The following is a 13,941-nucleotide window of genomic DNA, read 5'->3' on the forward strand; positions in this document are numbered from 1 at the left end:
GCGCCGCGACGATCGCCCAGTAGGCGACGGGCGTCAGGCGCAGCGTGGTGTCCCGGGTGCCGAGCAGGCTGAGCCCGGTGAAGATGAGCAGGATCGGCAGCACGTAGCGGGGCTGGACGCCCTCCCCGACGAGCACGTGCGACTGCATCAGCAGGTACATCGGATGCACGAAGAGGGCAGCGCCGATCAGTGCGAGCCCGACGAGCTTGGCCGGGAACATCCGGCGCCAGCCCTGGAGGAGCACGCCGAACCACACCGCGATGCCGAGCATCGGGACCATCGGCGGGAAGGGGGTGTCGAACCAGCCGATGTTGCCGAGCGGCCCCGAGCCGAACATGCCCAGCCACAGGGTGGGCAGCGAGGAGAGGTTGATGAGGAAGAGCTGCGTCGTGGTGAGCTCGATCCGTGTGTAGCCGAAGCCGTCGGTGAGCGCCGAGGCGTGCCCCGACGACAGGAAGATCGCGGCCGCCAGGGCGAACGAGATCGCGGCGGCTGCCGTCACCACGGGAGCGCGACGCAGGTGGCGCACGCGGAGGATGACGACGAGGGCGACGCTCATCAGCACGAACAGGCACCCGTCGGCACGGGAGCCCGAGCCGATGAAGGCGGCGAGGACGGCGAAGGCGGCCAGCGCGTTGCGGCGCCAGCCCTCCTCCTCGTACGCCACGTAGAGCGCCGGCCAGAGGGTCGCGGCCCCCAGGATCGCCCAGCTGCTGGGGTTGGTGGAGGCGAGCACGGCCACCAGCAGAGGCACGGACATGAGCACGAGCGGCACGGCCGCGAGAGGGCGCCGTCGACGGGGCAGCAGCGCAGCGAGGCCCGCCACGAGCGCGACGGCGATCAGTGAGTTGACCATCCGCATCACGGCGACGGCCGGCCCGACGTCGGGGCCGACGAACAGCGACATGGTGGCGTAGAAGTACGGCGGGTAGGCGCCACCCCAGTTCCCGTGGTCGATCCCGGTCTGGGGGCCCTTGAGGGTGAACTGCTCCTGGCACGCTGCGCTCGCCGCGAAGTCGCCGCCGTAGCAGATCCCGGCACCGGAGGCGAGGTACGGGAGCAGCCGGTGGTCGGGCATCCCCTCCATCTCTCCGCAGCGGTCAGGGTCGATGCCCTGGGCGCACCAGATCGAGGCCAGGTGGTAGTCGTCGTCGGGGGACGAGCCGGCCGGGGAGGCGATCGACCAGCCGGCGAGTGCCGCGAACGCGGCGAGGCAGGTGGCGACCCACGCGGCAACGGTCCTCGCGGTGGGGCGGGAAGTCGTGCTTGCGGCTGCGGGCGCGGCCCCGTGATTGCCCCTCGACATGAGGGCAGAGCCTAGCTTCCGCCGGGCTGTGAACCCCGAACCGGGTCACCGGGACCGGGCTCCGACGAGGACGGGTGGTCGCCCGCCGGCGGTGCCGTCGGACGAGGCTTGTGACGCAGCGCCGGTCGCTCGATGAGCCGCCACGACGCGATCGCCAGCAGCCACACCACCGGAGTCGCGAGGGCCATCATCACCCAGGGGTCGTCCACGCCCCACTGCACCAGAGCCTGCTGCACCGGGAACGCCCAGATGTAGACGCCGTAGGACGCGTCACCCCATCGGACGAGCACCTGCCCCACGGGGCGGACGGCGTAGGCGAACCAGTAGGACAGGTAGACCGCCGCCGGCGTCCACACCAGCACCCGGACGGCGTCGGGGCCGAGTCCCGACGCGACGCAGAGCGGCACCAGGGCCAGGGCGACGGGCCACGCGAGCACGATCCGGTCGCGCCACGTGTAGGCGGCGGCACCGAGCGCGAAGGCCGACAAGACGTAGGTCGCGCCGACGGCCTCCGACGTCACGGTCACCCACCAGGCCGCCCACACCAGGCTGAGCCCGGCGAACGTCGTGACCAGCCACCGGCGGCCCAGCAGGCCCGCCAGCCCCAGCAGGAAGAGGCAGAAGTAGGCGAAGACCTCGACCGGGAGGCTCCACAGCGGCCCGTTGACCCCGGGGTAGAGGTTGCCCTCGAAGACGCCCGGGAGCGGCGCCCCGAACGTGTAGAGCAGGGTGACCCGCACCGGGTAGATCCACGTCTCCCACGACGAGTAGTACGACGACAACGACCGGCTCGTCACGAGCGGCCCCAGCACGAAGGCGGTCACGAGCGCGACCGTCGCCAGGGCGGGGAGCAGGCGCAGGGCGCGCTTGACCCAGAAGTCGCGCGGCGACGGGTCGTGCTCCCAGCTGCGGCGGATCAGCAGGCCGCTGACGGCGAAGAAGACCAGGACGCCGACGTTGCCCAGCGTCGTGCCGAACTGGTGCAGCGGCTCCTCGCGCCCGACGAGGGCGAAGGAGTGTGACACCAGGACCGACCACGCCGCCATCAGCCGGAGCACGTCGAAGTTGTTCTCCCTGCTGCCGAGCCGGTCCGCGAGGCGTACGCCGCGCAGCTGGGGGACGGTCATCCGACCGCGTCGCGCAGCGGGCGCTGCGAGCCGGTGGTGAGGTCCTGCACCACCAGGTGGGCGATCTCGTCGAGGCGCGCGCTGCCGGAGAGGTGGGTGAGGTTGCCCGAGGCGTCGCGCGACTCGCGGAAACGGGACTCGACGTAGCCCTCGGCCGCCGACAGCGCCCGGAGGTCGCCGAGCTGGTCGAGCCGGACGAAGTAGGCGTTGTTGCCGTTGCTGTTGCTGCCGACGAAGGCGTAGCCCTTGCGCTCGGCGAGGTCGCACAGGGCACCGAGCGAGGCGCCGAAGAAGAGGTGGGAGTGGTGCGCCGCGCGCCGCGTGAAGTCGGCCGCGTAGGGGACGGTCACCTTGGCCTCCGGGCCGAAGACGCTGTTGTACTCCGCGACGACGACGACGGGGGAGACGACCTCGATCGCCTCCCAGACCCAGTAGTCGTTGCCGTCGATGTCGATGCTCAGCAGGCCCACCTCGCCGGTGAAGCCGGCCGAGGTGAACAGGTCGTTGATGTTCTCGCGCGTGATGAAGCTGGCGACGGCGGTGAGGTCGTGGCGCCAGTGCTCCGCCATCGTCGTGATGCTCGCGACGTTGGCCTCGCTGCCGTCGATGACGAGGCCCCGCCAGTTGTCCTTGACCAGCAGGAAGCGGGTGTTGGACTCGCGGTAGGTCTCCACGCCGAACTCGATGAAGCTCTCGGGAGCGTCCACGTGCTGGAGCAGGTACTGGATGATGCCGTCGTCGCCGAACTGGGAGAACACGCGGAACTCCACCTCGCGCAGCGACGACACGCTCGCCGGCAGCTGGCGCGCCAGCATCGTGCCCGTCAGCACCCGGTTGAGCTCGATCTCCCGGGTGAGCTGACCCGGCGTCTGCGCGCGCACCTGCTGGAGCACCTGGGCCACCCGCGGTGAGCCCGCCACCAGTCGCTCTCGCAGCATGTCGTCCCCTGTGTGTCGGCGTCTCGGACGGCTCGGACGATACAGGTCCACCGCGCCGTCACCGCGGAGCGGTCGCGCCGGTGCCTCGACGGCGGGTGCCCACGCCTACGATGGCTGATCGTGTCGAGACGATCGCAGCTGGTGGGCTCGCCGACCGCCCTCGTCCTCGGTGCGTCCCTGGTCAGCGGCGTCTCGGGCTACCTCGCGCTCATCCTCGCCGCCCGGACGCTCAGCCCGGCCGACAACGCCGAGTTCCTCGTCTTCTGGGGCACGGTCTTCGCGCTCTACGGCGTCCTCATCGGCGTCACCACCGAGACCACGCGCGCCGTGACCACTGCCCGCGACGACCGGCCCGCGACCACGCCGCTGATGCCGGTGGTCGTGGGCTTCGGGCTCACGCTCGTGGCCGTCGTCGCCCTGAGCGGGCTGGTCTGGGCGCCTGCTGTGCTCGGCGCCGACTGGCTGGCCCTGCTCGGCGCCACCGCGCTCGGCAGCGCTCTGTTCGCCGTCCACGTCGCCGTGTCCGGCGTCGCGTCGGGTCGGGGGGCCTGGTCGGGCTACAGCCTGCTGGTCGCCGGCGAGACGGCCTCACGCCTGCTCCTCTTCGTCGTCGTGGCGCTCACCGCCGCCAGCGTCACCGGCTTCGCGGTGGCCAGCGCGGTCGCGTCTGGCTTCTGGCTCCTGGCGACGCTGTTCTCGCGCCGCTACCGCGACCTCTGGAACCAGCGCGTGGAGGCCGACGTACGCGGACTGCTCCGGCGGCTCGTCGCCTCCTGCTCGGCCACCGGCGTCTCGGCGCTGCTGCTCGTCGGCTACCCGGTGCTGCTGCGGGTGACCACACCCGACGACGTCTTCGCGGGGGCGGCGCCCCTCGTGCTGGCCGTCTCGCTGTGCCGCGCCCCGCTGCTCGTTCCGCTCGGCGCCTACCAGAACGTCGTCGTGTCGAAGGTGGCCGCGCACGGCGTGCGCGCGCTGGTGCCGGTGCTGGTCGGGCTCGGCGCCGTCACCGCGGTCGGCGCGCTGGCGGCGTGGCCCGTCGGGCCCTGGGCGCTCCGGCTGGTCAACCCCGACTACCACGTCGACGGGCCCGTCTTCGCGGGCCTCGTCCTCGGTGCGGGGCTGGTCGCGGTGCTCACGGTGACCGGAGCGGCGGCCGTGGCACTGGACCACCACACGGTCCACCTCGCGGGCTGGATCGCCGCCACCGTGACGACCCTCGGGGTGCTGCTCGTGCCGGGGATGCTCGAGGCCCGCGTCGTGACGTCGCTGCTGGTCGGCCCGGCGGTCGGGGTGCTCGTGCACCTCGTCTGGGGGCGGCGGCGCATCCGTTAGGGTCTGGGCCGTGCCAGAGCGTCCCCTCGTCCTCGTCGACATGCTGTCCTACACCGGCACGAAGGGCGGGATGGAGACCTACACGCGTGAGCTCTACCGCGCGCTCGGCCAGCTCGACACCGGCCTCGACTTCGTGGCGTTCGCCAGCAAGGAGGGGGCCCGCCTCGACCTGTCCTGGTTCCCCGGCGAGGTGGTCGCCTCGCGCATCAGCGGCGAGAACCGCTTCGTGTGGGCCTTCGGAGAGCTGGTCGCGTCGAGCTGGGTCGCCCGGCGCCGCCGCGCGGACCTCGTGCACTCACCGGCCACGCTCGGCCCGATGTGGACCTCGATGCCGACCGTCATCACCATCCACGACATGCTCTACTGGAGCCACCCGGAGCTGATGACGACCCCGCTCTACACGCGCCCGGTCATGTGGATGGAGAAGCGGGGAGCCGCCAACGCCTCCCACGTCATCACCGACAGCCAGGTCTCGGCCGACGAGATAGTGAAGTACCTCGGCTTCCCGCGAGAGCGCCTGCACGTCACCCTCCTCGCGGCCGAGCACCCCGACACCCCGCCGTCGCTCGACCGCGCCACCGACAACCTGCTCCTGGCGAGCGGCCAGCGACGCCCCCACAAGAACTGGGACCGGCTGATCCGCGCCCTCGCGCTGGTCGAGGAGGAGGCTCGTCCGCGGCTGGTGATCACGGGCGGCCGCGGCGAGGACCCGCTGGCGCCGGTGGTCGCGGAGACCGGAATGGGCAACTGGGTCGAGCTCCGCGGCTGGGTGGACGACGACGAGCTCGCCGACCTGCGCTCCCGCGCCCGGGCAATGGCCTTCCCGACCCTGGCCGAGGGCTTCGGCCTGCCGATCCTCGAGGCGATGGTGCTGGGCCTGCCCGTCATCGCCTCCGACCTCCCGGTCCTGCGCGAGGTCGGGGGAGACGCCGCCCTGTGGTTCGACCCCTACGACCTCGACTCCATCGCCGACGCGATCCGCACGGTCGCGACGAAGCCCGAGGTGCTGCCCGTCATGGCCGCCGCGGGCCTCGAGCAGGCCGCCCAGTTCAGCTGGGAGCGGGTCGCTCGCGAGACGCTCGACGTCTTCCGGACCGCGCTGGGCGGTCGCCGCTGACCCCTCGTCGCCGGGGGGTGGCCCGGGCTCAGCGCTCGGTCGCGTGCGCGAGCAGGGACCGTACGGCGCTGCGCTCGCGCTGGCGCAGCGCGGTGGGCAGCAACGTCACCGCGTGCAGCCGCGAGGTCCAGCGCAAACGCGCCGTGCGGGCGGCACGGCTCCACCCGCGATCGCCCATCTGCGCGGCGGCGGAGGCGTAGTAGCGACGCTCGTCGGCGAAGCGGGTGCCGTGCAGCAGGCTGCTCGCGGAGGCGCTCTGCGTGTGGCGACGGTAGGAGAAGCAGACGGTCGGGTCGAGCACAAGGGACTCGCCGGCGGCCGTCATGTCGATCAGCAGGGCGAGGTCCTGGATGATCGGCAGGCCGTCGCGGAAGGCGTAGCGCTGCAGCGCCTCGGTGCGGAAGACCAGGGCGGGCCAGTAGTGCCAGGCGCCCCGCAGCAGGCTGGTGGCCAGCCGCTCGCCCGAGAGCTCCGTGCGCCGCTCGACCGACGGCCGGATCGCGCGCTTGACCCGGTCGGTCAGCGGGTCGATCGGAGCACCGTTCTCGTCGATGACCTGGACGCCGACCTGGATCGTGGCCGCCGTCGGGAACTCGCGGTGGGCGGCCTTCACGGTCTCGACGAACGTCGGGTGCATGAGGTCGTCGCAGCCCATGAACATCATCAGCTCACCCGAGGCCAGCTCGCGGCAGCGCTGGTAGTTGTCGGTGATGCCCAGGTTGGTCTCGTTGCGGACGTAGGTGATCCGCGGGTCGTCCTCCGCGGCGAAGTGCTCGGCGACCCCCGGGTCGGGGTAGCAGTCGTCGACGACGGTGATCGTCCAGCCGGGGTCGGTCTGGGCCTTGACGCTCGCGACGGTGGCGTAGAGCAGCGCGGGGTCACCCCAGAAGGGGATGAAGACCTCCAGCGGGCTCGGGGTCGCGGCGCTCACTCGCGCGGCTCGTCGCTGGGCTCGCCGGTGCGGAGCGCACCGCCGGCGTGGCGGTGCTGGTCGATCTCGAGGCGGAGCAGGGCGATCTCCTCGGCGAGGGTGCGGGTGCGCTCCTCGAGACGCCCGAGCTCGGAGCTGTGCTGCAGCGTGAGCACCATGATGACCATCGAGGCGCCGAAGAACAGCAGGTTGGCGGGCACCTCGAGGCCGATGGCCTGCGAGGTGCGGATGAGGATCGCCGGGAAGGCCGCGACCGTGATGATCGACAGTGCGACCAGTGCCCAGATGAGGGCGTACTTCTCGCGCAGCCGGTGGCGGCGCATCATCTCGAACAGCGCGAGCAGGATGATGACCGAGCCGACCAGCCCGAGGATCGTGACGCCGCTCACGGGTGGGCCTCCTCGTGGGGATTGGCGGGCAGGGCCCCGGCCGCGACCGGCTCGGCCTCGAGGTCGTCGGCCGTCGCCCCCTCCTCGAGCTGGGCGGGCCAGTCGCGCACCAGCGCCAGCACGAGCGCCACCATCGCGCGGCAGAGGTAGACGGCCGCCTTCACCGGGGAGTGCGACGCGCGTCCCGCGACGCGGGCCCGCATCGTGACGGGCACCTGGGTGATCGTGCAGCCGGCGCGGGCCGCGATCACCAGCGACTCCACGGTGTCGCCGAGGTACTCGGCCGGGTAGTGGGTGGCGAAGACCGAGATGGCGCGGCGGTTGGACACCCGGAACCCGGAGGTCACGTCGGTGAGCCGCGTGTGCGCCAGTCGCGAGAGCACGCGTGCGAGCAGGACCATGGCCCAACGCCGCGGTCCCCGCACCTTGTAGGGGTCGTCGGGGGTGGCGAAGCGGGCACCGATCACGACGTCGGCGGTGCCGAGCTGGTCGAGCAGGCGCGCGAGGTAGCGCGGGTCGTGCTGGCCGTCGGCGTCGATCTGCACGGCGGCGTCGTAGCCGTGACGCAGGGCGTAGCGGTAGCCGGTGCGCATGGCGCCACCCACGCCGAGGTTGAAGGGCAACGGGCACACGGTCGCCCCGGCCGCCTGGGCCCGCTGCGCGGTCAGGTCGTGGGACCCGTCGTCGATGACGAGCAGGTCGGCGTGGGGGACGCACTGACGGATCTCGGCGATGGTCCCGCCGATGGCGTCCTGCTCGTTCCACGCGGGCACGATGATCAGCACGCGCTCGCCAGACATGGCCGCGATACTATCGCGGCCGCTCGTCCGTCCAACTCCTCAGGAGGCCTCGTCCCGGTGGGCCACGCAACTGTTGGCGCACCGCGTCGGACCCGGCTCGCCTCCCTCCCGTGGCACGTCGTCGCGCCGGTCGTCCTCTACCTCCTCGTCTCACTGGCGGGGGTGTCCCAGTCCTCGATCGGGGCACCGGAGCTCCGGGTCGACCCGGCCGACCCCACCGGCGTGATGCTCGGGGAGGCACGGGCCACGCGCTCGGACGAGTTCCTGACCGCGACCCCGCTCGTGCTGGGCGTGCAGGCGACCGGCCGGACCGAGGACCACAACCCGCTCACGGCGCAGCAGGCCGTCCTGAACGTGCTGCCGTCGGGTCCGGTGACGTCGGTGCTCTTCCTCGACGGCACGGTCCAGCGTGCGGGGCCCTGGCTGCCCGACAGCGTGCTGTTCGCCGCGCGGCACTGGCTGGGCGTCCTGCTCCTGCTGCTGGCGGCGCCCGCGTTCTTCCGCACCCTCACCGGAAGCCGCTGGATCGGCTGGTTCGCCGCGGCGCTGATCCTCTTCTCGCCGGCCAACGCGTGGTGGTCCGGCACCCACGCCAACCTCCTCGGGTTCGCCTTCGCCGGCGCGGTCGCGCTCGAACGGGCCGTCCGCGGGGTCGACGACCGACGTTGGGCGGCGGCCGGCGCCTGGTCGCTGCTCGCCGCGGCCCTCCTGGTCCGTACGCCGCTGCTCTACCCGCCGTGGGCGGTGGTGCTGGTGCCCGTCGTGGTCCTGGCGATGGTCGCCGGGCTGCTGGCACCGCGGCCCGGACGGGGCCGCCGCCTCGCGGTAGTGGCCGGCGTGGGCGTGCTGACCCTGCTGCTCCTGGCGGCCGTCTACTGGGAGAGCCGCGCCGCGATCGCCGCCTCGGCGGACACCGTCTACCCCGGCACCCGGGTGCTGACCGGGACGGCCGCCGCCGTGCAGTCGCTGTTCGGGGCGACCCACCTCGGGGTCCTCGCCGACGGCGTGACCGTGGTCGGGTCCAACGCGTCGGAGATCTCCTCGGCCTTCCTCGTCGCGCTCGTGCCCGCGCTCCTGCTGCTGGTGCGCGGCGTGCAGTGGCGGGTGCCCGGCCACCGCTGGGCCGTGGTCGCGGTCGCCGCCTCGACCGGGTGGTGGGCGCTCTGGACGATGCTCGACTTCGGGACCGTGGGCTCACGCCTCCCGCTCGTCAACATGGTCCCGCCGGCACGGGACGCGCAGGTGCTCGGTCACCTCGCCGTCATCCTCCTGTGCCTCGTCCTGCCGGGCGCGGCGGAGCGCGGCACCCGCACGCTCGCGGTGGTCGCGGCCGGGGCCGCCGCGCTCGTGTCCGGCTACGCCGGGTCCGTCCTGCGGGTGCAGAACCTCCCGGACATGTCGCTGGCCACCGTCTGGGTGGCTGCCGGGGGAGTGGGAGTGGTCGTCTTCCTGCTGACCCGGTGGCCCCGCCACGCGGCTGGTTACGTCCTCGGCGGAGCACTCGCGTTCTCCCTGGTGTGGGACGTCAACCCGGTGCTCGTCGGGCTCGGCGACCTGCGCGGCACCGAGGTCGCCCAGCAGATGGAGCAGGACGGGGACGCCGCCCGTGCGGACGGGGGCGTCTGGGCCTCGGACCACTACTCGGTCGACGCGCTGATGATGGCCACCGGCGTCCCGGCGTTCTCCGGGCGCCAGATGTCCGGGCCCGACCCGGAGGTCTGGGGCCGCCTCGACCCGGGCCGGGAGCACGAGGAGGTGTGGAACCGTGGCGGGGCCTACATCTGGTTCTCGTGGTCGGGCCGTGACGAGCTCGAGTGGACCAACCCGACGCCCGACGTGATCCACGTCGCCGGCTCGCCCTGCGTCGTCGCGGAGCGGCTGCCCCGGCTGACGACCGTCGTGGCCAAGCGCGAGCTCGACCTCGACTGCCTGCGTCCCGAGCGCACCTTCGACTGGGGCGGGGAGCCGCGCTGGGTCTACTCGGTCGAGGAGCGGGCCGGGCGATAGCCTGACCCCGCCATGCCCCGACAGGATCCTCCCCAGCAGCCACCCCCGGTCCAGCGCCTCCGCGTCCGCTACGCCAAGCGCGGCCGGCTGCGGTTCACCAGCCACCGCGACTTCTCCCGCGCGTTCGAGCGCGCCGTCTTCCGCGCGCGCATCCCGATGGCCTACTCGTCCGGCTTCAACCCGCACCCGCGCATCTCCTACGCCGGCGCCTCACCCACGGGGGCTGCGAGCGAGGCCGAGTACCTCGAGCTGGCCCTCGCGGAGGTGCTGGTCCCGGCCGAGGTGCACGAGCTGCTCGACGCCTCGCTCCCGCCCGGGCTCGATGTGCTGGCCGTGGTGGAGTCGCCGGGCGGCTCGCTCTCCGACCGGCTCCAGGCCAGTCGCTGGCGGATCGAGGTCGACGTACCCCGTCCCGACGCCCAGCGCGCGGTGGAGGCGTTCCTCGCCGCTCCGGAGGTCACGGTCGAGCGGATGACCAAGCGCGGTCTGCGCAGCTTCGACGCCCGCGGGGCCGTGTCGTCGCTCGCGGTCGTCGACGCGGCCGAGGGGGCACAGACGACCGTCGAGCTGGTCCTGCGGCACGGGGAGCCGGCCGTGCGGGCCGACGACATCCTCTCGGGGATGACGCGGCTCGGCGGGCTGGACCCGGCCGGTCCGGCGCTGCTGACCCGGCTCGACCAGGGTCCCTACGACGAGGCGACGGGCGAGGTGGGCGACCCCTTCGCCAGCTGAGCCTCCAGCGCCCGACGCACGGACGCCGCGACCGAGTCCCACGCCCAGGTGCTGTGGGCCTGCTCGGCGGTGGCCGACATCGTCGCGGCGTAGCGCTCGGTGTCGCGGGCGAGGTCGACCGCCTCGGCGAGGGCGCCGTCCCACTCGTGATCGCGGGCCAGCCGCCCGGTCACCCCGTCGGTGATGGCGGCGTCGAGCGACGGCGTGTGCGACGCGACCGTCCACGTGCCGACCACGGCGGCCTCGAAGAACTTCAGGTCCGACTTGCAGACGTTGAAGGCGTTGTGCTGGAGGGGCGCGACGTTGACCTCCACCTCCGCGATCGAGTGCTGCAGCTCCACGTAGTGCATGAACGGCACGAACTCGATGCGGTCGCGGAACTCCTCCAGCGGTCCGACGTCGTCGAGGAACCCGGCGATCCGGACGTCCACGTCGGGGTCGCGGGCGAGCAGGCGGGCCAGCGCGGGCGCGGCGACGGTGAAGTCGCGCACGTGCGAGGGGGTGCCGCTGAAGTAGCCGATGGTCACCGGGCCCGTGCGCCGGTAGCCGGACGACTGCTTGGCCTCGAGGAGGGTGCGGCTGTACTCCTGCTGCACGCGGTTGAGCACGTTGGGCACCACGTGGACGTGCTCGAGGGGCAGGTGGCGGGCGAGCTCGGCGCGGAGCGTCTGGTTGGTCGTGAACGCGCCCTCGCACAACCCGAGCGTGGCGTTGAGCCGCCCCATGTAGGAGAACCAGACGTCCCAGTCCAGGCTCACCGTGGCGTCGCGCCCCAGCGAGTCCATGACGAGGCCGGCGTAGGAGGTGTCGAACACGAGGTCGTCGGTGTCGAACAGGAGGGGTAGGCCGGCGCGCGCGGCCGTCGCGGCGAGGCGTCGCACGTTGCCGCCGTAGCGGTGGCGGGCGAGCACGATCGCGTCGAGCTGCGGCACGACCGGGAGCACGGACGGGATGTCGTCGTCGCTGAACCAGCCGGCGCCGACCACGCCGTCGGGGTCGCTGTTGACGGCCTCGACCACGTTGGCCACGCGGTAGCGGAAGGTGCTGGTGTCGGGCTGGCCGTAGAACCAGGCCACCTTCACGTCGCCGTCGAGCATCCGTCCCACGCGCTGCGTGACCGTGCTGTCCCACAGCACCGGCAGCGGTCCGGTGGGACGGGGGAGGTCAGCGAACATCGCCGGACCGCATCACGGCGGCGAAGCGCTCGACGAGGGCGTCGACGGTGGGGGCGAGGCTCGTCGTCCAGTCGCGTTCGATGGAGTCGGCCCGCAGGTTGGCCGCCCGCTGCTCCCGGTCGTCGGACAGCGCGAGCAGCCGCTGCATGCCCTCGAGCAGCCCGTCGACCGTGGCCGGGGCGGTGAGGATGTTGGCCGAGTAGTCGCTCAGGTCCTGCTTGCTGCCGTGGGTGTTGGTCAGCACGGGGACGCCCGCGGCGGCGAGGTCGAGCGGCGGGTAGGACGGGTGGGGCGTGTCCATCAGCACCAGCGCGGCGTCGATCGTGTGCACGAGCGCCTGGTAGTCGAGCCAGTTGAGGCCCTCGACGACGAGGGGCCTGGTGTCGCGCGGGAAGGTCAGGTCGGGCGTGCGGCGTCCGACGAGGTACAGCTCCCACTCGTCGGGGTCGAGGACGCCCTGCTCGACGGCGCGGGAGAGGACGGTGCCGCCGCGCCAGAAGAGGTTGCGGGCGTTCTCCGGGCGCGAGTAGAAGAAGAGCCGCCGCTTGCCCTCGGGCCGCGGGGCCAGGCCGGCGCCGTCGCGCGGCAGCCCGCCGGGGAAGGCCGGGGTGAGCGCGATGGCCTCCTCGGCCAGGTGCGGGTAGTTGTCGGGTGACCCGAGGTGGTCGAGCAGCCGCTGGGTGTTGACGACCACGGTGAAGCCGCGCTCGCCGAGGGTCTCGCTGCACATCAGTCGCTCGTCGCCGAAGGCGTAGAACATCCGCTCGTCCTCCTGCAGGAGGTAGAGCACCTGCTCGCGGGGGACCGTGCTGCCGAGCGTGGCGCGGGTCGTCCACCACGAGGTGGTCATGACGATCTCGTCGTCGGCGACCGCCAGCTCGGCGTCGCCCGACACCGGGACGTACGCCGTCTCCAGCGCGCCCTCGAGCCGGACGCCGGACGCCTGCTCGAGGGTGGCGACGACGCTCGGGTCCGGGGCCTCGGTACGGGTGGCGATGCGGAGGGTGGCGCCGAAGCGGTTGGCCAGCAGGATCGCGAGGATCACCGAGGTGCCGACGCCGCCGAACAGGCTGGACGGCCCCACGCTGTCGGTCAGCACGGTCACCCGCGGCGTCACCGACGTGAGGTGGGCGACCGGCAGCGGCGCGAGCTGCGCCCACTGCTGGGCGAACAGGCTGTCGAAGTAGGGCTCGCGCAGCCGGCCGCGGGGCGCGATCCGTCCCTCGTGCCGTCCGAAGCGCAGGTAGTGCAGCAGCGGGTTGGCGCCGCTCTTGGCGACGTCGACGTTCTGGCGCTGGTAGCCGGTGGTGGAGAACAGCTCGCTGGGGTCGTCGCCACGACGGGCGCCGAAGCGGAGGTAGTGGCGGACGAGGTCGGCGTCCTCGGGCAGGTCGGGGTGGAAGTGCCGGTAGTAGTCGGGGTCGAACAGGCCCGACTCGACGATCAGTGCGATGTCGTCGGCCAGGGGGTTCATGCTCCTGCCCTCCGCCCGGCCGATGCGCAGGTAGTGCACCAGCGGGTTGATCTTCGCCGCCGCCACCTCCGGGTTGCGCTGGAGGTAGGAGCGCGACGAGAAGGCCGCCGACGGATCCTTGCCGTTGAAGCCGCCGCGGGTGAGGTAGTGCTGGACCGGGTCCTTGCCCTGCTCGCGGAGCTTGGGGAGCTGCTGGAGGTAGAACTCCTCGTCGAACAGCTCGGACTCGCGCAGCAGGTCGGCGTCGCTGACCTCGCGTCGGTGGATCTTGCGCTCTGTCGTGGCCAACTCGGGCGTCCCCCTGCTGAGGATGTGGTGCGGACGTGGTGAGGATCGGACGGTGCATCCGGATGCCCGGGGAGCATATCGGCGGACCCCGGCACGCCCGGCCGCCGCGCGCCTTGGGGTCGGAGGCGGGCGGTGTGCGATACTCGCCACGTTCGACGCCCTGACCACCGTCGGGATCCGTCGAGCCGACGACGTTCTCGCCGGCCGCACCAGCGGTCGGCACCCCGGGTGGGTGGACGTCACCGGACCGCGACGCGGCCACAGGAGTCGGTGACAGCGACTCGCGTGGCCCGGCGACCGCGGCGGGTGGCGCACCGGCCGGCCG

11 protein-coding genes and 1 pseudogene are annotated in these 13,941 nt (G+C 72.7%); 4 read left to right on the plus strand and 8 right to left on the minus strand.

Going from position 1 to position 13,941, the window contains the following annotated elements; all coding sequences use genetic code 11:
• Positions 1–94: 94 nt before the first annotated feature.
• From HOO61_RS24130 to HOO61_RS12195, 3 genes and pseudogenes are all read right to left on the minus strand, one after another.
• Positions 95–1,306 (minus strand): annotated as a pseudogene (locus HOO61_RS24130) (DUF2142 domain-containing protein); the annotation flags it as partial.
• A gap of 11 nt (positions 1,307–1,317) precedes the next feature.
• Positions 1,318–2,433 carry an acyltransferase gene (locus HOO61_RS12190; RefSeq protein ID WP_172258999.1) on the minus strand — a complete coding sequence of 372 codons (1,116 nt, stop codon included), beginning with the start codon at positions 2,431–2,433 and terminating at the stop codon, positions 1,318–1,320.
• Positions 2,430–3,371, minus strand: coding sequence for a hypothetical protein (locus HOO61_RS12195; RefSeq protein ID WP_216658880.1), 942 nt, complete (start codon positions 3,369–3,371; stop codon positions 2,430–2,432). The genes HOO61_RS12190 and HOO61_RS12195 overlap by 4 nt, the downstream gene beginning before the upstream one ends.
• A gap of 120 nt (positions 3,372–3,491) precedes the next feature.
• Between HOO61_RS12195 and HOO61_RS12200 the strand changes: the two genes are divergently transcribed.
• Both HOO61_RS12200 and HOO61_RS12205 read left to right on the plus strand, forming a co-directional pair.
• Positions 3,492–4,703, plus strand: a complete 1,212-nt coding sequence (locus HOO61_RS12200) for a hypothetical protein (RefSeq protein ID WP_172259000.1) — start codon at positions 3,492–3,494, stop codon at positions 4,701–4,703.
• 10 nt (positions 4,704–4,713) lie between these two features.
• Positions 4,714–5,820 carry a glycosyltransferase family 1 protein gene (locus HOO61_RS12205; RefSeq protein ID WP_172259001.1) on the plus strand — a complete coding sequence of 369 codons (1,107 nt, stop codon included), beginning with the start codon at positions 4,714–4,716 and terminating at the stop codon, positions 5,818–5,820.
• 28 nt (positions 5,821–5,848) lie between these two features.
• On the opposite strand, the gene HOO61_RS12210 is transcribed toward HOO61_RS12205, so the two are convergent.
• The 3 genes from HOO61_RS12210 to HOO61_RS12220 are packed head-to-tail and all read right to left on the minus strand — an operon-like array spanning position 5,849 to position 7,940.
• Entirely contained in the window at positions 5,849–6,751 is a 903-nt protein-coding gene (locus tag HOO61_RS12210; protein WP_367650139.1) for a glycosyltransferase family 2 protein, read from the minus strand.
• Entirely contained in the window at positions 6,748–7,140 is a 393-nt protein-coding gene (locus HOO61_RS12215) for a DUF2304 domain-containing protein (protein ID WP_172259002.1), read from the minus strand. Before HOO61_RS12215 ends, HOO61_RS12210 begins: the two co-directional genes overlap by 4 nt.
• Positions 7,137–7,940, minus strand: a complete 804-nt coding sequence (locus HOO61_RS12220) for a glycosyltransferase family 2 protein (protein ID WP_172259003.1) — start codon at positions 7,938–7,940, stop codon at positions 7,137–7,139. The genes HOO61_RS12215 and HOO61_RS12220 overlap by 4 nt, the downstream gene beginning before the upstream one ends.
• Positions 7,941–7,997: 57 nt before the next feature.
• Between HOO61_RS12220 and HOO61_RS12225 the strand changes: the two genes are divergently transcribed.
• On the plus strand, positions 7,998–9,947 hold the full coding sequence (locus HOO61_RS12225; protein ID WP_172259004.1) for a hypothetical protein: 1,950 nt from the start codon (positions 7,998–8,000) through the stop codon (positions 9,945–9,947).
• A gap of 12 nt (positions 9,948–9,959) precedes the next feature.
• A complete protein-coding gene (locus HOO61_RS12230) occupies positions 9,960–10,679 on the plus strand; it encodes a TIGR03936 family radical SAM-associated protein (RefSeq protein WP_172259005.1) in 720 nt (239 codons plus the stop codon).
• Here HOO61_RS12230 and HOO61_RS12235 read toward each other — a convergent pair.
• Positions 10,634–11,854, minus strand: a complete 1,221-nt coding sequence (locus HOO61_RS12235; RefSeq protein WP_172259006.1) for a glycosyltransferase — start codon at positions 11,852–11,854, stop codon at positions 10,634–10,636. The genes HOO61_RS12230 and HOO61_RS12235 overlap by 46 nt on opposite strands.
• Entirely contained in the window at positions 11,844–13,616 is a 1,773-nt protein-coding gene (locus HOO61_RS12240) for a glycosyltransferase (RefSeq protein WP_172259007.1), read from the minus strand. The genes HOO61_RS12235 and HOO61_RS12240 overlap by 11 nt, the downstream gene beginning before the upstream one ends.
• Positions 13,617–13,941: the final 325 nt, after the last annotated feature.

This window comes from Nocardioides sp. zg-1230 (assembly GCF_013155335.1).
Classification (GTDB): Bacteria; Actinomycetota; Actinomycetes; order Propionibacteriales; family Nocardioidaceae; genus Nocardioides.

Excerpts from the sequence above, each read along its gene's own strand:
- HOO61_RS12190 (WP_172258999.1), bottom strand. The coding sequence starts at position 2,433 with ATGACCGTCCCCCAGCTGCGCGGCGTACGCCTCGCGGACCGGCTCGGC.
- HOO61_RS12195 (WP_216658880.1), bottom strand. The coding sequence starts at position 3,371 with ATGCTGCGAGAGCGACTGGTGGCGGGCTCACCGCGGGTGGCCCAGGTG.
- HOO61_RS12220 (WP_172259003.1), bottom strand. The coding sequence starts at position 7,940 with ATGTCTGGCGAGCGCGTGCTGATCATCGTGCCCGCGTGGAACGAGCAG.
- HOO61_RS12230 (WP_172259005.1), top strand. The coding sequence starts at position 9,960 with ATGCCCCGACAGGATCCTCCCCAGCAGCCACCCCCGGTCCAGCGCCTC.
- HOO61_RS12235 (WP_172259006.1), bottom strand. The coding sequence starts at position 11,854 with ATGTTCGCTGACCTCCCCCGTCCCACCGGACCGCTGCCGGTGCTGTGG.